Raw genomic sequence first — 22,875 nt, forward strand, 5'->3', positions numbered from 1 at the left:
ATGCAAAGGTTTTAAATCAAGGGGTAAATAAAAAACTTAAAATTTAATTAGGATTTTAAGAATAAATGACCTTATCTTTGTTGTCAACAAATCAGAAAAGAAGCATGGAAAATTTAATTATCATTCGACGACGCAAAAACAGATCTTTATTTTTATAAAATAAGGGCAAGCGTTGGTATGATATTTCCCAAGCTTTCCAAATCGGAAAGTTTTTTTTTGAATTTGATTTTTATAACACAGAACATGATGATCTTATTACACAACATTCGACGACGAAGATGTAGCGCACCAAAAGGGAAAGCGGATCAGGTCGTATTGTCGTGTAATCAATGATTAATAACAATATTTAAAAGGCTTATCGTTTTCCCGATAAGCCTTTTTTTTGAACTAAAATTTAAATTGCAAGATGCACAGTAATATCCATACAGAAAGCAGACGCCATTTGCGAAGTAACTGTTACCCAGGAGGGACGGATGAGCTTGCTATATCTTGTAACGAGATATTATCAATAGTATTTAAGCTTACCGTTTCTACGGTGGGCTTTTTTTGTGTCAAAAATTTTAAAAAATAAATACCATGAATTTGAACAACTCCTTAGACTTTAGGCGACGCTGGTGCCAAAGATTAAACAACAGCAATTTAAAAGAGAACTTCTTTGTAGATATAAATAATAAATGGTTATGCCTTACAGGTGTAGCACTTTTTTGGGAAACCTAGAGTTAAACAACATGATAGATACATCAATGGAAATTGAGCAAAAAATAAGTGTCATTGTAGCAGGTCTTAGGCATATTGATAATGCCTGGGAAATTTGCGAAATGATTGAAGTTGCCGCAAAAATACGCGGTACAGGAATTGCCAAGAGAAATCCTTTGTACATCGTACAAAAAATACAGGAAGGAAAAGCCATAATCGCATTCGATAACAATAAGGTAATTGGTTTTTGTTATGTAGAAACTTGGGAACATGGCAAATATGTTGCCAATTCAGGTCTTATTGTTGATCCTGAATACAGAGCTGTTGGGCTTGCCAAGTTAATTAAAGCAGAAGCATTTAAATTATCTCGAAAGCGGTATCCTCAGGCTAAAATCTTCGGGCTTACCACTAGTCTTCCTGTCATGAAAATCAATTCAGAATTGGGTTACAGACCTGTGACTTTCTCGGAATTAACAAGAGATGAGTCATTTTGGAAGGGATGTAGCAGTTGTGTGAACTATGATATACTGCAAAGAACAGATCGTAAAATGTGTCTTTGTACAGGTATGTTATTTGATCCAAGCAAAAATGGTACACCCAATTCAAGCGAAGGAGAAAACAAGTAAGCAATTCAATCAATAAGCAAAAAATAAACACAATGACAATCAATAAGAAAAAAGTAGTATTAGCATATAGCGGAGGATTAGATACAACATATTGTGCACTTTACCTGTCTAAGGAGTTGAACATGGATGTGTACACCGCACTGGGAAATACCGGAGGTTTTAGTAAGGACGAACTTACAGAGATTGAGAACAGAACAAAACAACTGGGAGTTATTGAGCATGTTTCTCTTGATATTACAGAAGAATACTACGAAAAATGCATTAAGTACATGATAATGGGGAATGTATTAAAAAACAATACTTATCCTTTATCTGTAAGTTCCGAAAGGGCTTTTCAAGCTATGGCGATAGCACAATACGCACATTCCATTGATGCCGATTATATCGCTCACGGTAGTACCGGAGCAGGAAATGATCAAATTAGATTCGATTTGATTTTTAAGATTATGGCACCAAATGCCGAGATTATTACTCCTACCAGAGATTTGGAGTTAAGCAGAGAAACTGAAATAAACTACCTGAAAGAGCATGGTATTAATGCGAACTTCGAGAAAATGAAGTATTCGATTAATGCAGGTATTTGGGGTACAAGTATTGGCGGGAAAGAAACGTTAAGTTCCAATTTGCCATTGCCGGAAGAAGCTTATCCAAAGCAAGTTGTGAAAACCGAGCCGGAGAAACTAAGTATTGAATTTAAAAAAGGTGAGTTAATTGCAGTTAATGGTGAAAGTGTAGCACATCCATTGGAAGCAATACAGAAGATTGAAGAAGCAGGAGCAGCTTTTGGTATTGGTAGAGACATGCACATTGGAGACACAATTATAGGTACAAAAGGGAGAGTTGCATTCGAAGCTGCAGCTCCTTTAATGATTATTCAAGCTCATCAAACTCTGGAAAAGCATACGCTTACCAAGTGGCAAATGCACTGGAAAGAGCAAATTGCAAATTTCTACGGCATGTTGTTACACGAAGCTCAATATTTAGAACCGGTAATGAGAAATATGGAGACTTTCCTTGAGGATACCCAGAAAAATGTAAATGGAACTGTTACAATTAAAATGTTTCCAAAGTATTTTCAGGTTGAAGGAATAGAATCTCCTAACGACTTAATGTCTGATCTGTTCGGACAATATGGCGAAAGCAACGAAGGTTGGACCGCTGATGATGTGAAAGGATTTACAAATATCCTTGCCAACTCATTAAAAATTTATCACACTATAAACCAAAAATAAGATGGTAAAAGTTGGAATTATAGGTGGTGCAGGATATACTGCAGGTGAACTGTTGCGGATATTAATCTGGCATCCTGAAGTGGAGCTTGCTTTTGTCCAAAGTACTAGTCATGCAGGTCATCCCATTACGGATGTTCACAGAGATTTATTGGGTGATACCGATTTGGTATTTGGGGCTGAAGATTATACGAATGTTGATGTCATTTTTATCTGTTCAGGACATGGTAAAACCAAGTTGTTTCTGGAACAGAATAACATACCATCTTCTATTAAGATGATAGATTTAAGTACTGATTTCAGACCTCAAGCCAATACAGAAGGCTTTATTTATGGATTGCCTGAGCTGAATAAAGAGCAGATTAAGGATGCAGATAGAATTGCTAATCCAGGTTGTTTTGCAACTTGTATCGAGCTTGCGATACTTCCTTTGGCATCAGAAAATGAATTGAAGGAAGAAATCCATGTAAATGCAATTACAGGATCAACCGGAGCAGGACAAAATCCTTCTACAACATCACATTTTAGTTGGAAGAACAACAATGTTGCGGTTTATAAAGCATTTAGCCATCAGCATTTGGAAGAGATAACTGAAACAGTTTTACAATTGCAAGCCAATTATCAAGAAGCAATCAACTTTATTCCTGTCCGCGGAAATTTTAGCAGAGGAATAATGGCTACCATGTATACCCTTTGTGATTGGACTTTAGAGGAAGCTAATGAAAAGTATATTGAATTTTATGCCAATCATCCCTTTGTGAGCATTTCTAAAGTCTTACCAGACGTAAAACAAGTTGTAAACACAAACAAATGTGTTTTGTATCTGGAAAAACATGGAAACAAATTGATGGTGATATCTGTGATTGATAATTTATTAAAAGGTGCTTCGGGACAAGCGGTTCAAAATATGAATTTAATGTTCGGATTAGCGGAAAATACCGGTTTGGGATTAAAACCTGTCGGATTTTAAAGGAGAATACAATGAAATTATTTGACGTATATAATTGTTACGATATAAATCTTGTAAATGGAAAAGGAGCCAAGCTTTCCGATGACAAGGGAAATCAATATTTAGATTTTTATGGAGGACATGGTGTAATATCTATAGGACATAGTCATCCGCATTACATGTTTCGAATTGAACACCAACTTCATTGCTTAGGGTTTTATTCCAATGCAGTTAAGAATGATTTGCAAGAAAAATTAGCATGTAAATTGGGTAAAATAAGTGCTTACGATCATTACAATCTATTCTTGTGTAATTCAGGAGCAGAAGCAAATGAAAATGCCTTAAAAATTGCCTCATTCCATAATAAGAAATCGAAAGTAGTATCCATAAAAGGAGCATTTCACGGGAGAACAGGTGGAGCTTTAGCAATAACTGATAATCCAAAATTATCCTCGCCTTATAATAAAGAGCACGAGGTGGTATTTATTGAAATGAATGATTCCAATACTCTTAAGAATGAGTTAAAAAATGGAGATGTTTCAGCCGTAATTATTGAAGGAATTCAGGGAGTTAACGGAGTATTTGAACCAGAGGAGCAATTTCTAAAGAATGCCAAAGCAGCATGTGAACAAAACAATGCGCTTTTGATTTTAGATGAAATTCAATCAGGTTTTGGCAGAAGTGGAAAGTTCTTTGCTCATCAATATGCCGATGTACAACCGGATATCATAACCACAGCCAAAGGAATGGGGAATGGTTTTCCAATTGCGGGAGTATTAATATCTCCTGAAATTGAAGCCTGGAAAGGAATGCTGGGAACAACATTTGGTGGAAATCATTTGGCATGTGCGGCAGCTACGGCTGTTTTAGAAACTATCGAAGAAGAATATTTAATTGAGAATGCGAAACAAATGGGAGAGTATTTGATCTCAGCATTAAAAGATAATAAAGCAATAAAAGCAATAAGGGGGAAAGGTTTAATGATTGGTATCGATATGGATAACATGTCGGAAATCAGAACGAAATTATTGAAGGAATTCGGAATATTTACCGGTTCATCAGGTAGTAATACACTTCGTTTGTTACCACCACTTTCTATCACAAAGAAAGAGGCAGACCAATTCATTGAAGCATTTAATAAACTAACCCAAATTGTGTAAATATGAGCGAACTGACAGTAGTAAAAATAGGTGGTAATGTAATTGATGATCCGGAAAAGTTGAATGAGTTTTTAGATGCTTTTTCGAATATTGGTGGTAAGGTTGTCTTGGTTCACGGAGGTGGAAAACTGGCATCTGACCTTTCAGGAGAATTAGGTGTGAAAACGCAAATGGTAAACGGTAGAAGAATTACCGATGCAGAGAACTTGAAACTGGTTACCATGGTATATGCCGGATTGGTTAACAAGAATATTGTTGCATCCTTACAAGCTAGAGATGTTAATGCTTTAGGAATGTGTGGTGCCGATCAGAATCTGATACTTGCTGAGAAAAGAAATCATCCAAGTATTGATTTTGGTTATGTTGGAGATATCACGAAGGTTAATACATTGGCACTTTGTAAGCAAATTGAATGCAATTCTGTATTGGTAATTGCCCCAATAACTCATGATGGTGAAGGGCAACTTCTCAATACAAATGCAGATACTATTGCTACTGAAGTTGCTTCTTCCCTTAGTCGTTTTTACAATGTGAAATTGATCTACAGTTTTGAAAAACTTGGAGTCTTACTAGATGCCGAAGATGATAGTAGTGTAATGCCGGTTTTATCATCAGAGGTATGCGAACAAATGGTGAAAGAGGGAAGTATTACCACCGGAATGATGCCAAAAACAGAGAATGCATTCTATGCACTTTCACAAGGAGTTGAAGAGGTTATAATAGGAAATTTGGTTTCCATTGTGAATTGTCAGTCATCAGGAACACAAGTTGTTAAATCTTAATTGAGAAGGATGAATTTAGAAAAATATATTGGCATAGCTCTAAATACACTAAAAGAATTAATATCTATTCAATCTTATAGTAAAGAAGAGAATCAAGTAGCTGATTTGATGGAGAAGAAACTAAGTGAATTAGGCTACTCTGTTAATAGAAAAGGAAATAACGTTTGGGCTTTTAATAAAGATTTTAAAGAAGGTAAGCCTGTTTTACTGATGAATTCTCATTTAGATACAGTAAAGCCAAACGAAAAATGGACGAAAGATCCATTTACACCAGAAATATCTGAGGATAAATTGTATGGTTTGGGAAGTAATGATGCCGGAGGTTGTTTGGTATCTTTATTTGCAACATTTCTTGCTTTAGAAGAGACAGAACAAGATTACAATCGTGTGTTTTGTGCTTCTGCAGAAGAGGAGATCTCTGGTAAGAACGGATTTGAATTGGTGCAGAATGAAATTGGCAGAATCGATGTTGGAATTGTTGGAGAGCCAACACTTATGGAGATGGCAATCGCAGAGAAAGGTCTTATGGTTTTGGATTGTGAAGCAAAAGGAATTCCGGGACATGCGGCCCGTAACGAAGGATTGAATGCCATAAGCATTGCTATGAAGGATATTGAGTGGCTGCATTCTTATCAGTTCGAAAAGGAATCGAATGTGCTGGGACCTGTGAAAATGACCGTAACTCAGGTAAATGCAGGGAAACAACACAATGTGATTCCGTCATCTTGTAAGTTTGTGGTAGATGTAAGAACCAATGAACATTATACCAATACAAAAGCATTCTCGATTATTCAGGAACATCTGAAAAGTGATGCTATTGCCAGATCGTTTAGAATGAATTCATCGGGAATTCCATTGGAACATCCATTAGTTCAGAATGGAATAAGCTTGAATATGAGCCATTATGGTTCACCAACAACATCCGACCAGGCGATTATGAAAGGTTTTCCTACACTTAAACTTGGACCAGGTGATTCGGCACGTTCGCACACAGCTGATGAGTTCATCTATGTGAAAGAAATTGGAGATGGCATCGAAAAATATTATAACTTGTTGAACGGACTAATTTTATAAATTATGAGTTCTTCTAGAAGAAATATTTACGAATGCCTTGTAGCTGGATGCTGTAAGCTTTTTATTTAAGAAGAAAAGATAAAAAATATCAACACACTAATTGAGAAACAAACACCTAAAACACAAAATATGAAACTTTGGGACAAAGGCATAAAAGTCGATAAGAAAATTGAACAATTCACCGTAGGAAAAGATCGTGAATTAGACCTTCAATTGGCAGCTTTCGACATTTTAGGCACATTGGCACATATTGAAATGCTAGAATCAATTGATTTGCTTGAAAAAGATGAATTAAAGCAAATACAAGAAGAATTGCGCAAGATTTATTCAACGATTAAAAATGAAGCTTTTGTAATTGAAGATGGAGTGGAGGATGTTCATTCGCAAATAGAAGTTTTATTGACTGAGGAGTTGGGTGATGTAGGTAAGAAAATACACAGCGGTCGTTCCAGAAACGATCAGGTTTTACTTGACTTGAAATTGTTCACTCGAAATAAGCTGGAAGAAATTGTTCGCGAGGCAAGATTACTGTTCGATGAATTGATTTCTAAAAGTAATCAATACAAAAAGGTATTGATGCCAGGATATACGCATTTGCAAGTTGCAATGCCTTCTTCGTTCGGACTTTGGTTTGGTTCCTATGCAGAAAGTTTAACGGATGACTTAATGGTTTTGCAATCCGCTTACAAGGTGGTGAATCAGAATCCACTAGGATCTGGAGCAGGTTATGGTTCTTCTTTTCCTTTAAATCGTCAGATGACTACAGATTTACTAGGATTTAGAGATTTAAGCTACAATGTTGTGTATGCACAAATGGGACGTGGTAAAATGGAATTTACCGTTTTGTCTGCACTGGCAAATATGGCAATGACCATTGGTAAATTGGCTATGGATGCCTGTTTGTACAACAGTCAGAACTTTAACTTTCTAAGTTTCCCTGATGAGCTAACAACAGGAAGCAGTATCATGCCTCACAAGAAGAATCCAGATGTGTTCGAAATGATTCGTGCAAATGCCAATGCCTTGCAGATGCTTCCTGCTCAAATTCAGGCGGTAACCTCAAATTTGCCATCAGGATATCACCGAGATTACCAATTGACCAAGGAATTCTTTATGCCTGCCTTCGATAAGATGTTGGCTTGTATCGAAATGACAAGAATAATGCTTTCAGAAGTGAAAATCAATAAAGATATCCTGAACGATGATAGATACCAGTATTTATTTACTGTTGAAGAGGTAAATAGATTGGTATTGAAGGGAACTCCATTCCGTGATGCCTACAAAGAAGTGGGGCAAATTGTAGAAAAAGGTGAATTTAAATACAACGGCAAACTAAAATATGTACACGAAGGAAGTATTGGGAATTTGTGTAACGATAAGATCGTAAATAAGATGAATGAAATATTTGTTGGTTTTAACTTTAACAGAACCAAAGAGGCTTATATGAACCTATTAAATAGAATATAGCAAGTATTTCACGTAACTATTAATAAGAATTTTTATAACCATTTTATAGTACTTTTATGTCACAACAGACAAAAGCAAAATTGATTTTACAGGATGGTTCCGAATTTATCGGAACATCCTTTGGTCACCAGGAATCTATTGCTGGTGAAATGGTGTTTAACACTGCTATGACGGGCTATCCGGAAAGTCTTACAGATCCATCCTACAAGGGACAAATCCTGGTAAGTACTTTCCCGCTGATCGGAAACTACGGTGTTCCGGGAACACTTCAAAAGGATGAGCTGTTCCGCTTTTATGAATCTGAAAAGATTCAGGTCTCTGCTTTTATTGTATCGGATTATACCGAAGAGTTCAGTCACTGGAATGCGAGCCTAAGTCTTGGAGATTGGATGAAACAACACAAAATACCCGGAATTTACGGTGTTGATACACGAGCCTTAACCAAAAAACTTCGGGAACAGGGAAGTATGCTTGCCAAAATTGTTTTCGAAGATCAGGATGTTGATTTGGTAGATCCAAACCTGAATAACCTGGTAGCTCAGGTGAGCACTTCAGAGAAGAAGGTGTATGGAGAAGGAAAACACAAGGTACTTCTTTTAGATTGCGGTGTGAAGAACAACATTATTCGTTGCTTGTTAAAACGCGATACAACCGTAATTCGAGTGCCACACGATTACGATTTCTCACAGGAAGAATACGATGGATTGTTTATATCTAACGGACCCGGAGATCCAAAGCAGAATACAACTGCGATAGCAAACCTTAAAAATGCCTTCAATCAGGATACTCCAATCATGGGGATTTGTTTGGGAACTCAATTGATGGCTTTGGCTGCAGGTGCCGATACTTACAAGCTAAAATACGGTCACAGATCTCACAATCAGCCTGTAGTTTTAAAGGGAACCAAGCGATGTTTCATTACCTCTCAAAACCATGGTTATGCTATTAATAATGATACTTTACCAAAGGAATGGGAACCATTATTTATCAATGCCAACGATGATACTTGTGAAGGAATAAAGCATGTTTCGAAGCCTTTCTTTGCCTCTCAGTTTCACCCTGAAGCATCAAGTGGACCAACTGATACCGAGTTCCTTTTCGATGATTTCATTAAAATGATGGAAGAGTTCAAGTTAAAAAAGGAAAAAGTATAAGGTAATTGATGAATTACCACCTGCTTTAGCCGGTGGATTAAAAGAAAAAAAAATGAAGAAAGACAACATAAAGAAAGTACTCGTATTAGGCTCAGGAGCACTTAAAATTGGTGAAGCTGGTGAATTTGACTATTCCGGATCTCAGGCATTAAAAGCCATGAAAGAAGAAGGCATTCAAACTGTATTGATCAATCCCAATATCGCCACCGTACAAACTTCCAAGGGAGTTGCCGATCAAATTTATTTTTTGCCGGTTACTCCCTTTTTTGTGGAACAAGTAATCTTAAAAGAAAAGCCAGATGGTATTCTGCTTGCATTTGGAGGACAAACTGCTCTAAACTGCGGTATTGAACTATTCGAAAATGGAATTCTTGAAAAGTACAACCTTCAGGTTTTGGGAACTCCAATCGAGACCATTATCAAAACCGAAGATAGAGAGATATTTGCCAACGAGCTTCGCAAGATTGATGTTAAAACGCCACAATCTTATGCCGTAGGATCTATTGATGGAGCTGTAGATGCTGCTGAGAAATTGGGTTTCCCAATCATCATACGTGCTGCCTTTACGCTTGGAGGACAAGGTTCAGGTTTCTGTTCCAATATGGAGGAGTTAAAGGCACTGGCAGAAAATGCCTTATCTTACTCTAGCCAGATTTTGGTAGAAGAATCACTAAAAGGATGGAAAGAAGTAGAGTACGAAGTGGTTCGAGATGCTTACGACAACTGTATTACCGTTTGTAATATGGAGAATTTCGATCCACTGGGAATCCATACAGGTGAGAGTATTGTAATTGCACCATCGCAAACACTAACCAATTCGGAATATCATAAACTGCGTTCGTTGGCGATCAAGATCATTCGACACATGGGAGTGGTGGGAGAGTGTAACGTACAGTATGCTTTAGATCCGAACTCAGAAGATTATCGTGTAATTGAGGTGAATGCTCGTTTGTCGCGTTCATCAGCCTTGGCATCGAAAGCAACGGGTTATCCTCTGGCATTTGTAGCTGCCAAATTAGGTTTGGGGTACGCCTTACATGAATTAAAGAATACCGTAACTCAAACTACAACGGCTTGTTTCGAACCAGCTCTTGACTATGTGGTATGTAAGATTCCACGTTGGGATTTGAACAAGTTCGAAGGCGTTACCAAGGAGATTGGCTCAAGCATGAAATCTGTGGGAGAGGTGATGGCAATTGGTCGAAACTTCGAGGAAGCCGTTCAGAAAGGATTGCGTATGATTGGTCAAGGAATGCACGGTTTTGTGGGGAATGTACATTCTAAGTTCGAGGATGTAGATTACGAGTTAACTCACCCAACAGATATGCGTATTTTCTCTATCGCGCAAGCATTTGAACAAGGCTATTCTATCGATAAGATTCACGATCTGACTAAGATTGACAAGTGGTTCCTAAGCAAGCTGGAACACATTACCAAGATCAAGTGGGATCTACAGAAAAATAAGAATTTACAGCAATTACCTAAAGAATTGCTTAAGGCTGCCAAAGTATATGGTTTCTCCGATTTTCAGATTGCTCGTTTCGTGTTAAAGCCTGAAGCTACCAATATGGAAGATGAGCTTTTACAGGTACGTAAGCTTCGTAAGGAGTACGGTATTGTTCCTGTAGTGAAGCAAATTGATACACTCGCTGCGGAGTATCCAGCGCAAACCAATTACATCTATCTTACCTATAGTGGCGATGAAAACGATATCACTTACGTGGATGACAATCAATCGGTAATCGTTTTGGGATCGGGAGCCTATCGTATTGGTTCATCAGTAGAGTTCGACTGGTGTAGTGTAAATGCGCTAAACGCAGTAAATAAAGAAGGATTGCGATCGGTAATGATCAACTACAATCCGGAAACGGTAAGTACCGATTACGATGTGTGTGACCGATTGTATTTCGACGAGCTTTCTTTTGAAAGAGTGTTAGATATCATCGATTTGGAATCACCACGAGGTGTAATTGTATCGGTAGGAGGACAGATTCCACAAAACTTATCCATGCGTTTGCACAAGGCAGATGTAAAGGTATTGGGAACTTCTCCTGAATCAATCGACAGAGCAGAGAATCGTCAGACTTTCTCAGCCATGCTGGATGAGTTGAAAGTAGATCAGCCTCGTTGGAATGAGCTAACCAGTAAGGAAGCCATTAACGACTTTATAGCCGAGGTTGGATTCCCTGTATTGATCCGTCCAAGTTACGTGCTTTCGGGAGCTGCTATGAATGTGGTATCCAATCCTGATGAATTGGGACATTTCCTTGACTTAGCTGCCCAGGTATCAAAGCAATACCCTGTAGTGGTAAGTGAGTTTATACAGGAAGCTAAGGAGATTGAGTTCGATGGAGTTGCCAAGAATGGTGAAATTGTGATTGATGCCATATCGGAGCACGTTGAGTTTGCCGGAGTGCACTCGGGTGATGCCACGCTGGTATTTCCTCCTCAAAAGCTGTATTTCGAGACCATACGCCGTATTCGTAAGATAGCTGGTAAAATTGCAAAATCGCTCGACATTACCGGACCATTCAACATGCAGTTGTTGGCAAAAGACAACGACATTAAGGTAATTGAGTGTAATCTTCGTGCCAGTCGTAGTTTCCCATTCGTTTCGAAAGTAATGGACTTTAATTTCGTGGAAACAGCTACACAGGCCATGCTCGATGTCAACATTCCTAACAATCGACCATCCATGTTCGAATTGGAGCATATTGGTGTAAAAGCCTCTCAATTCTCCTTCTCAAGACTATCAAAAGCCGATCCTGTTTTGGGTGTAGACATGTCTTCAACCGGAGAAGTGGGCTGTTTGGGCGCCGATTACTACGATGCGATATTAAAAGCTATGATATCAGTTGGTTATCGCATACCGAAGAAAGCCGTACTAATTAGTAGTGGTCCTATTCGCTCGAAAATTGAACTTTTAAAGAGTTCAAAAATGCTAGAGGAGCGTGGCTACAAGCTTTACGGCACAAGAGGTACTGCAAAATTTCTTGAGGAGAATGGTGTGAAGATAGAAAGTGTAGGTTGGCCTGATGAAGATGTAGAGAAAAATGCAGTCAGTCTAATTCGTAACCGTGAGGTTGATTTTGTAGTCAACATTCCGAAAAACTTAAGCAAAACGGAACTAAATAACGACTACCAGATCAGAAGAACCGCAATTGACCTAAACGTACCATTGGTAACCAACGCACGTTTGGCATCTGCCTTTATCTATTCATTCTGTAAAAAGTCACAATCCGATTTAGCTATCGAAAGCTTCAGCGATTACGTGGAGCAAAAACAAGAGTGGTAAAACATGATATTTGATGCTCTCACTCTAAGTGAGGGTATCAATTGTTATTTTGGTTTAAGAACTGAGAGCATCACTTTGAGTGATACCCTCAGAAATAAAGAATACAAGTATATATAAATAGTAAACCTGTCAGGATTTTAAATCCTGACAGGTTTTTTATTTTGTAAAGTCACCTTACCTTGGATTTTTGCAAAAGATCAGCGACACTAATAGAATTTGTTCTTAGTTGAAATTGTGATGGTAATAATTTTCTTTCTAAAAGGAATTCATAATTATTTTCAGTTTCAATTCTTATTTTAAAACTGATATCTCTTAAGATATTAATTTGAGTAGCTTTGATAACTTCCTTATCATCATTTTCTCTTTGAATGCAATAACTTGTACCTGTTTCACTTCTATAAAATACTATAAATAAATTATTGAGAGAGGTCCGAGATGGAAAAAAAAATGTATTATTCATTAAAGATCCTGACTTACTATTACCAGTCCAAGGAATTAATTCATTATTTGTGGCTCTTACTCCACATATTTCTTCATTATTAGTTGTTAGAATTTTAATTTGATTTAAGTCACGCGGAATACGAATTCTATACTTATAATTATCACGTTCAAATTCATAATTAAAAATATTTAGCAGGTTAGATTCAAAAACTGGATAATATTTTTCTGAATACTCATCTAACAGATTAAATATTCCTTCCGATGAATAATCATTAATCTGTAGTAAATTATCTCTATCCCCAAAGAAACTTAATATTGAATAATCTCCCTTTGATGATTGTTTTAATTTAGTTAATTTATTATATATTAATTTCGCATGTTGCCTTAAACCTTCTTTTATGGAGTTATCCTCAAATATAGATTCATAGAATTGATTACGATTTGCATCGCAATATTTTTGATAGTTATTAAGGCTTATTAGAAGTGAATCAATTTCATTTACTGCTTGAATAAAGCCTTCGTTAACAGCTTTTTTATGTAATTCTTTAAGATTTAAACTTGTATTATATGAGTAAAACATTCTCAAAAAGTCAGAAAAGCTTTTATATTCTTTCTTACTGATAAGGTACTCTTCTATCTGATTATGCTCATTTGGCTTTATGATATTATCATTAATACATTTGATTAGAGAACTCCCTTCAAAAGCCTTAGATTTCATAAAATATTTGGTGTCCCATTCTTTATTAACAAAGATATACTCATAAAGAAATAAAATCCTATCTAGTATTGAGTATGTATTTAAAGAATTGGTTGTTTCATCTTTTGAAAATTTAATAAAACCATCAATTAATTGGTTAAGGTTAATTTTATACAATTCTTTTATTATATTCTCAAACTTATCAGATTCAAACACTAGCTTAACTTGTCTATAATCAACTTCTTGTTTTAAATCTAGCCTCTTAAAAAAATACTTATTAAAATGAGACTTACTTTTTGTAATAGATTGATTAGAACGTGATCCTAACTTTAAAATTAAATCAATTAGTAGGTTCGTGCTTTTTCGTTTATCCTCTTGTGATAACAAAGATTCATTATGCCAAATTTTAAAGTACATATTAGAATCTGTATAGTAAATTAGCTCTAAAAGAAAAAATTGTGGCAAATAAGTGTTTTCTCTTATTTCAGGTAATGAGGAATTAATTTCTAATTGATTGTAAAACCTTTTAATATCACGAACATTACTAAGGATTCTATTTTCTACTATCTCCTTAAGAATACCTTCCTCTTCTTCAAGATAGTCAGGTATATATTTTTGGAATTGTAATTTGCAATAGTCAAGTACATCACTTTTAAGAGGCCCAGGCAATTCAAATTCCAGTTGAAATATTTTTTCCATAAAACTTGCTTGCTCATCTGCAGTTTCTTTATTCTCTTCAAGTATTCTACTCACATAATCATGAGAGTATCCAACCAAGTACACTACATTAGGAAAATCACCTATTAATCGTATTGTTCTAAACAATACTAGTATTTCATCCTTTTGTAGGCGATCCAAATCATCAATTACAATAACAATCTTTTGCGGCAATCCATTAAAATGCTTTTTTAAGTCATCTAATTGAGAATCAAAGTCGGTATTTTTCTTGAAATATTGTAAGAAGTTTGTTTTCCATATTTTGGTTTCTGTAGCACAGATAAGTTCGAAATATCTTGTTAGATCATTTCTGAAAGTAATAGAGAAGTTGTTGCCTACAGCTTTTATTAAAGTATCGTAGAATTTCTTTAATACTTTTTCTGTGCCAGTAAAATACCAAGGATTAAAGTTGATGAAAATACACTGATCTGAATATTCAATCTCATTTATTCGTTTGATCATATCAATAAATGAGGTTTTCCCAGATCCCCACTCGCCATTTATTCCTATAGCAAAAGACTTCTTTTCACCATTGTTTATAATGATGTGACTTATTTGTTGCGCATAATCAAACCTTCCAAGTTTATCAAGTTCCTTCAATTCAGCAAGTGTTTTACAATTTTGAAAAGCTTCTGTTTCTCCAAGTGTTCTGTCATCATTCAGTTCAAAACCTACTTCTGTACTCTTCTTTATTCTATTTAATTTACTTGCCATAGAATCCCAATGGTAATACTTAAAAGCCAAGTAAGCGCCTGCAAAATACACAAAGGCGAGTATTAAGTGAACATTCTCAAAAGTACCAGAGCTTATCCATTGATATATCGAAAAATCAATAAAGTTGAAATAATTTAATGGTACAAAAGAAAGAGTAATGAATGCCCAAATGATAAGCCAAAGGCTTTTTATCATGACAGCTACAATGAAAGTATCTCTTAGTTTCCAGGACACCTGCTTGTTATCTTTAATTTTGCCGATAAGCTCCCAAAACAGAAGTGCAAATAAAACTGCGAGGATTAAAAATACTCCAACATCATTAAGTAGTAAAGCTTTTCGGATACTTTCATAAAGCTTAGATAGAAGCTCGTTAAAGACAATTAAAGCAAGAAAAAACAATAGGGTAAACTGCCAAAATTTGCGAACAGATTTCATGTTCATGTGATTAGCTTGGATTTGCTTAGTCATTTATATGGGTTTTTATGATCATATAAACTTACTAAAAATAATAAACAGATAGTAAAATGAGTTATCAACAATAATATTTGGGGCTACTTTACTGAGAGCATCACTTAGAGTGATACTCTCAGAAGAGTACATTTGATGCTCTCACTCGAAGTGAGGGTATCAATAAACAATATTTATTTAATGGAAGTAAGTCTGGTAGGAGTAATCTTATCAGACATCTTTTCTATTGTAATTACTGAGAGCATTTGATGCTTTCACTCGAAGTGAGGGTATCAATAAACAATATTTATTTAATGGAAGTAAGTCTGGTAGGAGTAATCTTATCAGACATCTTTTCTATTGTAATTACTGAGAGCATTTGATGCTTTCACTCGAAGTGAGGGTATCAATAAACAATATTTATTTAATGGAAATAAGCCTGGTAGGAGTAGTCTTATCAGACATATTTTCTATTGTAATTACTGAGAGCATCACTTTGAGTGATACCCTCAGAAGAGTGCATTTGATGCTCTCACTCAAAGTGAGGGTATCAATTATTAATTGCATTACTGAATGCATCACTTGAAATGATATCCACAGAACATTAGATTTCGATACTCGTATTCCGAATGAGGTTATCAATCCTTAATTACTGTACAAATCTTCTTCCTTTGCTATATCATAATCGATTAAAGTTCCATTTCTCTCACAGTAATAGTCACGATATGAGGAATATTCCCAATCTTCAGGAGAATTAACTAAACCATCAAAGACAGGATTCATGTGAATGTAATTGAAACAAACTGAGGGATAGTTATACTTATCCATTCCAACGTTTATATTCGCACCAAACTCAGTTTCCCAGTACGAAAGTGACAATCCTTCAATTCTATTTAAACACTTTGCTTTAGTATGATTTTGAAATAACGAGCCTTTAAACATTCGTTCCTTCTGTAATGCTCGTGTATAGCTACTAAGCATTTTACCAATTGAAAAATTCAAATCATTATTCATTCCTACTGGCTTAATAGAATTTACTCTAATTAACAAATGAAAATGTGTTGGCATAAGACACCATGCAAGAATACTACAATATGGTTTTAAATGCTTATGCAATTTTTCAAGGAAGAATAGATAATTCTCACGAGAATAGAAAATGATTCTTCCATTATTACTTCGATTGTAAACATGAAACAGGTAAGCTTCTTCAAAATTCATTTGTACAAAGTTTTCGCATAATGTACTTGCTGTATTTAAAGATAATAAAAATGAATCTATGAATTGTACAATAGATACCAATTACCGAGAGCATCATTTAGGATAATATCCTCAACATTAACTTTTTGGTGCTTTCACTCATAGTGAGGCTATCAATTATCTATTATTAAAAGAATCACTTAAACTGATAAAAAAAGCCTCCCTAATAGCCAAACCTTTTCCTCGCTAGTAGGAAAACTAAAATTACGTACTTGGGAAAGCTTCGGGAGCGAGTGAGGGAAGGAGTGGGGAGTACACTAGAAAAAGGTTGGGGAGCAGTAAAGGAAAATTTGGAGCAAAATAAAAGCCGGAACATCCGGCTTTAGTAATTTATTGTACTGTTAGTGTTTTGGCATAAGAGCCAATGCTTAACTTCTTATTGTTTTTGTGAATGCTTCTAACTTGAAGTTTATAATTTCCTGCAACCAAAGTGGCAGGTATTTGAAAAATTTGGGTAGAATCCGTATTGGTCACGTAAACAACAACCCTGTGTTCCGTTCCATCATCTGCAATAAAGAAGATTCCCTGTGTAGTATCCGCTTCTTCCGATTTTAAGCGCTTCCCTTTTAGTTCACCAATACCCCCAGGAGATGCAATATCCATCTCTTCAGTATTTGTGTGATCGGTAAAGCTGTAAATATCTACAAGTGCAGATTTAGGCTCAATTTTATGAAGCTTTGTTTCTTCAGCAGCCTTTTTTAAGAGAACCCCAGGAGTTGAATTAAAGCGAAGTTTGTGTCGGTTCACATCGAAACTATCGTTAAAATCATCAAAAACTCCGGTGATACTTGGTGAAATATTTATCAATGGAGTATTAATGGCATAGCCTTTTTCCAAACTTTCGGTTACCACCGTTTCAAGACGTTTGAAAATACTTTCTGCCTCGTAAGGAGTTATTCCTGTACCTTCTTTACAACATTCATTTATCAGATCTTCTCGATTTAAAACCCGAATTGGAGATGGCTTAGCAATACAATCATTCGGATCTTCAGTCAACATGTTCAAATTTAAATAGTATTCAATCATTATTTTAATTGTTAAAAGGTTAATATTAAAACTCTTATCACTATTAAATTTAGGATATAATTATTTGTCAGAAAAGTTAAAAGATGTTAATATGTTAAAAATAGGTTTTTCTTACCATGTTTAGATAGTTCACATGTGTAGTATTTATTGGTAAAGTAGTTGGTAAGGATAGTATCTTTAGTAGATGGTTATTTATAATTAAAGTTTTGAATTTTATGCAAGCGTAAAATATATTTTATCATTAATAATAAATTTCTTAATAAGAATTCTGTCTAGGTAGGATAAGTTACCTGTTAAGTATGTTAATATGTCTATTTATACACATTTACACTTTTTTCAATGTTTTTCATCAATATTTATATTGTTCTATTGTAAAAGCAATACCGATCACGAAACTTGTGTTTTTGTATGACAAATAATAAACGATAAAAAAACTTATTTTGAGGGTTACCTTTTTCAGTTTTCAGGAATAAAGGGTTGTAATAAATAAATCTACCCTATTAATTTACTGTGTGTTTTGACTCGGCACTCAGGTAGTGATTTGTTTATTGATTAATTACTATAAACTAAATTTATTTTACTTATGAAAAAGAATCTTTACTTTTTAAAAGTATGGGTTATGGCTATTGCCATACTCACGAGCATTGGAGCTTCGGCTCAGAAGCGAGAACACATTAAAATCAATCCGAACGATCGTTTCGATAAAAATGAGATGAGTTTGCGATCTTCCTCAGGGAGTGAGTACCACATTGATTTTAATTTAAACTCTTACGATCTCATCTGGATTGCATCTGAAAATGCTTATAAGGTGGAAGCAAATGCGATGGGAGACATCCTTGAAAAAGGAAATCCCGCACTTCCTCGCTTTGCTCAATCTATTACGATTCCGGCAAGAGCCGACATGAAGGTAGAAGTGGTGTCTTCCGAATTTATCGAAATTGATGATATCAAAGTAGTTTCCTCAAAGGGTAATCTTACTCGTGATATCGATCCTAAATCCATTCCATATACTTATGGAGAGGCTTATCAGCAAGATGCCTTTTACCCTTCGGATTTAGCAACAATGAACGATCCTTATATTTTAAGAAGTGTTCGTGGTCAAGCTCTTGTAGTGAATCCAATTGCTTACAATCCGGTTCAGAAAAAGTTGAGAATCTATACTCATATTGAATTGAAAGTAAGCGATAGTGGCAAAATGTCTACTAAGAATGTAATGTCGGGCACAAAGTCTTCTGTGGCAGATAATGGATTCGAAAAAGTGTATCAATCTCATTTTCTAAACTATGCACCATCGAATACAAAGTATGCTGCCTTAAACGATGAGCCAGGCAACATGCTGATCATCTGCTACGACGATTATATGGACGAAATGGCAGATTACGTTGCATGGAAAAAGCAAAAGGGTATTCGTGTTGAGATGGTAGCCTACAGTTCTATTGGTAGTGCAGCTGCTATAAAAACCTATGTAAGCAATTACTACAGCAACAATGGATTAACTTACTTGTTGTTAGTTGGAGATGCTCCACAGGTTCCTACGTCATCAACAGGCGCAGGAGATTCGGATAACAACTATGGTTTCATCGTAGGAAACGACCACTACATCGACATATTTGTCGGACGTTTTTCAGCACAGACTGGAGCTCAAGTTACCACTCAGGTAGAAAGAACCATTCATTACGAAAGAGATGTTACTGTATCAGATACATGGTTGGCTTCTGGGGTTGGTATCGCTTCAAATGAAGGATCGAATCCATCTGATGAACAACACATGAGCGCCATTGAAGGAAAGTTGGAAGGTTATGGATACAATATTACTCCTTGCAATCAAGATGGCGGATCGGCAGCACAATTGACCAACTTATTGAATGCAGGGAAAGGAATTATCAACTATGTTGGACACGGATCCAATACCGGCTTTGCAAGTATGGTTTATACCAGTACTAACGTAAATAACTTAAGCAACAACAATAAGCTTCCTTTTATATTCGATGTTGCTTGTGTAAATGGTAATTTTAAAAATATAACTTGTTTTGCTGAAGCATGGTTACGCGCTACAAATAACGGAGAACCAACAGGAGCAATGGCTATTTGTGCTTCAACCATTAATCAATCGTGGGTTCCTCCAATGATTGCTCAAACGGAAATGAATGACATTCTAATTGAGAGTTACGCCAACAATATCAGAAGAACCTTTGCCGGTATTGCCCTTAACGGGATGTTCGAAATGGTTGATGTTTACGGATCAGGTGGTGAAAATATGCTGGATACATGGACTGTGTTTGGTGATCCTTCACTCCAAATTAGAACCAAAACCCCAAGTGCATTGCAGGTAAATCATTCGGGAACTGTGGTGCCAGGATCTAATAGTTTCAACATTACCAGTACTACTAACGATGCCTGGGTATCTATGACTTTAAATGGTGAAATTATTGGAACTGCCAAGACAAGTAATGGTGCTGCAAGTATAAGTTTTAGTCCACTTCCTTCAAACGGAACAATTAAATTGACCGTAACAGGTTACAACAAAATTCCTTATGTAGCTGATATTAGCATAAGCGGTAGTGGCGGTGATGATGTAGTTGCAAGCTTTACTTCTGATAAAACCAGCATTAACGAAGGTGAGAGCATTAGCTTTACCGATCTATCATCAAACAGTCCAACTTCATGGAATTGGTCATTTACAGGTGGTTCACCATCGGTAAGTAGTTTGCAGAACCCAACAGTTACCTATAATAGCGAAGGAACTTATGCCGTATCACTAACTGTTGCCAATAGTGGTAGTTCCGATACCAAAACCATTACGAATATGATCTCTGTAAGTCCGGTTATTGTTCAGGATTATTGTGAGGCAACAACCAATGGATGTGGTTCATACGAATACATTTCGAATGTGAGCTTCGGAGATATTAACAACAGTACAACTTGTGATGGATACTCTAACAATACTTCTCAGGTTGCAAATGTAGATCAGGGAGAAACTTACAATATTACTGTAAGTATCGGTCGTCCAGATTCACGTAATCACGTAACCGTCTGGTTCGATTGGAATAGAGATGGAGAATTTACCGGATCGAATGAAGAGTATGTTTTGAATTACAATTATGGCAGTAGTCTTGGAACTGCAACAGGTTCAATTCAGGTTCCTTCAACAGCAAGTTTAGGTTCTACTCGAATGAGAGTGCGTGTTACGTACAATTCAACACCAGAACCTTGTGGAAACTCTAGCTATGGAGAAATTGAGGATTATACTATTCAGGTAGGAGATGGAAGTAGTTCAAGAGATAGAAATATTGCTGATAATGTTACAATTAATATTTATCCTAATCCTGCAGTAGATCATTTTAAGATTGATCAGACAGGTATTTCTGGTGAAATGAGTGTAAAGATTATCAATTTAACAGGAAAAGTAGTTGGAACATATCTTACTGATGGAGCAAAAGAATTGGATATAAGTAAGCTTGCCAGTGGTATCTATATCGTGCAGATTAACCAGGAAGATAAAAGCTGGACAAAGAAATTAGTAGTGAAGTAATAATTTGTTGATATACTTTGCTTTCCTGGGACTGTTATTCCCCTAATACAGTCCCAAAACTTACTAAATTGGTGCATGAGTCACACCAATTCAGTTGATCGAATTTAATTTGATCATTGATAATAAGTAGTAGTTTTTAATTATCGAACCGGAAGAACAATCTAATTTGGGTTTCCGGTTCTTTCTTTGACCTATTTTATCTTAATAGAAATGCTAGATTTAATTGCTTTTACTTACTTTCACCATTCATTTATCAAACTTATATTATTCAACTACAATGAATCAATACATATATACATTAAAACTTAAGGTACGCGATTATGAATGTGACTTGCAGGGAGTTGTAAATAACTCTGTGTATCAAAACTATTTAGAACATGCACGTCATGAATTTTTAGAGTCGATTGGAAGTAATTTTAAGCAATTGCACGAAGAAGGAGTAGACGCTATGGTTTCACGTATCGAAATTGATTACAAAACCTCCTTAACTAGTGGTGATGAATTTGAGATTAAGTTATATGTGAAAAGAGAAGGTGTGAAGTTGATATTTCATGAAGACATTTACCGTATGTCGGACAATAAACTTTGTGCCAAAGGCAAGGTATTTACTATTTGTCTGGTTAAGGGTCGTTTGTCTAAGGGAGAAGTATTTGACGAGCTTTTTAGCGAGTACTTAAAGTAGAATATTATAATTTCCGCATCAGGCAAAAGATTGCTTGATGTGGAATTGGTTTACCAGGCAATTCTACCTGTTTTAATTCAATGATTGTAAAATGTTTTTCCATCAATTCTTTAATTTCTGATATTGAAGAGAAATACAAGCGAGTACCAATTGGCGTAGTTCTGTATTTTCCCTTAGTACCAAAATTTACATCCTCTTCGGAAAAACAGATCGAAAGATAATAAGCGTCTTTTTTGAGTAAACTTTTCACATTTCGAAGATAAAAATCTCTCTGTTCCGGATAAATGTGATGTAACACTTCATAATCGAAGGCAAAATCAACTTCTAGTTTCGGAAGTTTCAATTCTCCACACAAATCCTGATTAAAGAAATCTCCTTTTAAGTGATTCGACTCAAACAAAGTTTTGGCATGTTTAATAGATATCTCTGAAGAATCTATTCCTGTAATTTGATAGCCTTTTTGGGAGTAATAGGCTGAATAGTGACCCAATCCACAACCTAAATCAAGAATATGACTGGGAAAAACAGTGTTATTCTCAATGCAATCTGATAATAATGAAGGAGGAATTGTTCGGTTCCAGGGAATTTTATCGAGAGGAATACCTCTATATATATCATCCAATTTCATAGATTCTAAGGAACAAAAAAAGGATGCTATGCACAAACTATCAGGCATAAAAAAAGGATCGAACTCCTTCGATCCTTTCTAACACTACGTGTTAACCTTAATCTCAATCTATGATAAAACTACTCTGTTCTTTTTTTGTTTTGATTACATATCAAAGGTAAGGCATACTGCGGTTAACAGCTGCAAAGGAAAGTTAAAAAAGATTAAATGGTTTGGGAACGAAAAATGGCTGTACATACAGCCATTTTTTCTAACCATTAACCAACTAACTAAAAAAACTCATTTTATGAAAATCCCCTAAT

General features: G+C 35.8%; 15 protein-coding genes. 11 read left to right on the forward strand and 4 right to left on the reverse strand.

The window, feature by feature from the left end; all coding sequences use genetic code 11:
• Positions 1-728: 728 nt before the first annotated feature.
• From GCQ56_RS08300 to carB, 9 genes are all read left to right on the forward strand, one after another.
• Positions 729-1,322: a GNAT family N-acetyltransferase gene (locus tag GCQ56_RS08300; protein WP_227006031.1), complete on the forward strand. Its 594-nt coding sequence runs from the start codon at positions 729-731 to the stop codon at positions 1,320-1,322.
• Positions 1,323-1,354: 32 nt separating this feature from the next.
• The gene (locus GCQ56_RS08305; RefSeq protein WP_152733995.1) at positions 1,355-2,554 is read left to right on the forward strand and encodes an argininosuccinate synthase; all 1,200 of its coding nucleotides are present in this window, start codon (positions 1,355-1,357) and stop codon (positions 2,552-2,554) included.
• A gap of 1 nt (position 2,555) precedes the next feature.
• The gene (gene argC / locus GCQ56_RS08310; RefSeq protein ID WP_152733996.1) at positions 2,556-3,521 is read left to right on the forward strand and encodes an N-acetyl-gamma-glutamyl-phosphate reductase; all 966 of its coding nucleotides are present in this window, start codon (positions 2,556-2,558) and stop codon (positions 3,519-3,521) included.
• An 11-nt stretch (positions 3,522-3,532) separates the two neighbouring features.
• Positions 3,533-4,660 carry an aspartate aminotransferase family protein gene (locus tag GCQ56_RS08315; RefSeq protein WP_152733997.1) on the forward strand — a complete coding sequence of 376 codons (1,128 nt, stop codon included), beginning with the start codon at positions 3,533-3,535 and terminating at the stop codon, positions 4,658-4,660.
• 2 nt (positions 4,661-4,662) lie between these two features.
• Entirely contained in the window at positions 4,663-5,442 is a 780-nt protein-coding gene (gene argB, locus GCQ56_RS08320) for an acetylglutamate kinase (protein ID WP_152733998.1), read from the forward strand.
• Positions 5,443-5,451: 9 nt separating this feature from the next.
• The gene (locus GCQ56_RS08325) at positions 5,452-6,516 is read left to right on the forward strand and encodes a M20 family metallo-hydrolase (RefSeq protein ID WP_152733999.1); all 1,065 of its coding nucleotides are present in this window, start codon (positions 5,452-5,454) and stop codon (positions 6,514-6,516) included.
• A gap of 129 nt (positions 6,517-6,645) precedes the next feature.
• Positions 6,646-7,983, forward strand: a complete 1,338-nt coding sequence (gene argH, locus GCQ56_RS08330; RefSeq protein WP_152734000.1) for an argininosuccinate lyase — start codon at positions 6,646-6,648, stop codon at positions 7,981-7,983.
• Between the two features lie 56 nt (positions 7,984-8,039).
• Positions 8,040-9,137: a glutamine-hydrolyzing carbamoyl-phosphate synthase small subunit gene (gene carA, locus GCQ56_RS08335; RefSeq protein WP_152734001.1), complete on the forward strand. Its 1,098-nt coding sequence runs from the start codon at positions 8,040-8,042 to the stop codon at positions 9,135-9,137.
• 52 nt (positions 9,138-9,189) lie between these two features.
• Positions 9,190-12,432, forward strand: coding sequence for a carbamoyl-phosphate synthase (glutamine-hydrolyzing) large subunit (carB, locus tag GCQ56_RS08340; RefSeq protein ID WP_152734002.1), 3,243 nt, complete (start codon positions 9,190-9,192; stop codon positions 12,430-12,432).
• Between the two features lie 169 nt (positions 12,433-12,601).
• On the opposite strand, the gene GCQ56_RS08345 is transcribed toward carB, so the two are convergent.
• The 3 genes from GCQ56_RS08345 to GCQ56_RS08355 form a co-directional block, all read right to left on the reverse strand.
• Positions 12,602-15,469 (reverse strand): P-loop NTPase fold protein, encoded by a 2,868-nt coding sequence (locus GCQ56_RS08345; RefSeq protein WP_152734003.1) that lies wholly within the window; start codon positions 15,467-15,469, stop codon positions 12,602-12,604.
• A gap of 624 nt (positions 15,470-16,093) precedes the next feature.
• The gene (locus tag GCQ56_RS08350) at positions 16,094-16,666 is read right to left on the reverse strand and encodes a transposase (protein WP_152734004.1); all 573 of its coding nucleotides are present in this window, start codon (positions 16,664-16,666) and stop codon (positions 16,094-16,096) included.
• A 369-nt stretch (positions 16,667-17,035) separates the two neighbouring features.
• The gene (locus GCQ56_RS08355; RefSeq protein ID WP_152734005.1) at positions 17,036-17,731 is read right to left on the reverse strand and encodes a DNA-binding domain-containing protein; all 696 of its coding nucleotides are present in this window, start codon (positions 17,729-17,731) and stop codon (positions 17,036-17,038) included.
• A gap of 583 nt (positions 17,732-18,314) precedes the next feature.
• On the opposite strand from GCQ56_RS08355, the gene GCQ56_RS08360 reads away from it, so the two are divergent.
• Together GCQ56_RS08360 and GCQ56_RS08365 are read left to right on the forward strand one after the other, a co-directional pair.
• Positions 18,315-21,263, forward strand: a complete 2,949-nt coding sequence (locus tag GCQ56_RS08360) for a C25 family cysteine peptidase (RefSeq protein WP_152734006.1) — start codon at positions 18,315-18,317, stop codon at positions 21,261-21,263.
• Between the two features lie 277 nt (positions 21,264-21,540).
• Positions 21,541-21,945, forward strand: a complete 405-nt coding sequence (locus GCQ56_RS08365) for a thioesterase family protein (RefSeq protein ID WP_152734007.1) — start codon at positions 21,541-21,543, stop codon at positions 21,943-21,945.
• 4 nt (positions 21,946-21,949) lie between these two features.
• On the opposite strand, the gene GCQ56_RS08370 is transcribed toward GCQ56_RS08365, so the two are convergent.
• A complete protein-coding gene (locus tag GCQ56_RS08370) occupies positions 21,950-22,567 on the reverse strand; it encodes a class I SAM-dependent methyltransferase (RefSeq protein WP_193323745.1) in 618 nt (205 codons plus the stop codon).
• Positions 22,568-22,875: the final 308 nt, after the last annotated feature.

Origin of the sequence: Marinifilum sp. N1E240, from assembly GCF_009295825.1 — a bacterium.
GTDB classification, from domain to species: Bacteria; Bacteroidota; Bacteroidia; order Bacteroidales; family Marinifilaceae; genus Marinifilum_A; species Marinifilum_A sediminis.

Coding starts and splice junctions, on each gene's coding strand:
- carA (WP_152734001.1), top strand. CDS start 8,040: ATGTCACAACAGACAAAAGCAAAATTGATTTTACAGGATGGTTCCGAA.
- GCQ56_RS08365 (WP_152734007.1), top strand. CDS start 21,541: ATGAATCAATACATATATACATTAAAACTTAAGGTACGCGATTATGAA.
- GCQ56_RS08345 (WP_152734003.1), bottom strand. CDS start 15,469: ATGACTAAGCAAATCCAAGCTAATCACATGAACATGAAATCTGTTCGC.
- GCQ56_RS08315 (WP_152733997.1), top strand. CDS start 3,533: ATGAAATTATTTGACGTATATAATTGTTACGATATAAATCTTGTAAAT.
- GCQ56_RS08325 (WP_152733999.1), top strand. CDS start 5,452: ATGAATTTAGAAAAATATATTGGCATAGCTCTAAATACACTAAAAGAA.
- GCQ56_RS08305 (WP_152733995.1), top strand. CDS start 1,355: ATGACAATCAATAAGAAAAAAGTAGTATTAGCATATAGCGGAGGATTA.
- argH (WP_152734000.1), top strand. CDS start 6,646: ATGAAACTTTGGGACAAAGGCATAAAAGTCGATAAGAAAATTGAACAA.
- GCQ56_RS08360 (WP_152734006.1), top strand. CDS start 18,315: ATGAAAAAGAATCTTTACTTTTTAAAAGTATGGGTTATGGCTATTGCC.
- carB (WP_152734002.1), top strand. CDS start 9,190: ATGAAGAAAGACAACATAAAGAAAGTACTCGTATTAGGCTCAGGAGCA.
- GCQ56_RS08300 (WP_227006031.1), top strand. CDS start 729: ATGATAGATACATCAATGGAAATTGAGCAAAAAATAAGTGTCATTGTA.
- GCQ56_RS08350 (WP_152734004.1), bottom strand. CDS start 16,666: ATGAATTTTGAAGAAGCTTACCTGTTTCATGTTTACAATCGAAGTAAT.
- argC (WP_152733996.1), top strand. CDS start 2,556: ATGGTAAAAGTTGGAATTATAGGTGGTGCAGGATATACTGCAGGTGAA.
- argB (WP_152733998.1), top strand. CDS start 4,663: ATGAGCGAACTGACAGTAGTAAAAATAGGTGGTAATGTAATTGATGAT.
- GCQ56_RS08355 (WP_152734005.1), bottom strand. CDS start 17,731: ATGATTGAATACTATTTAAATTTGAACATGTTGACTGAAGATCCGAAT.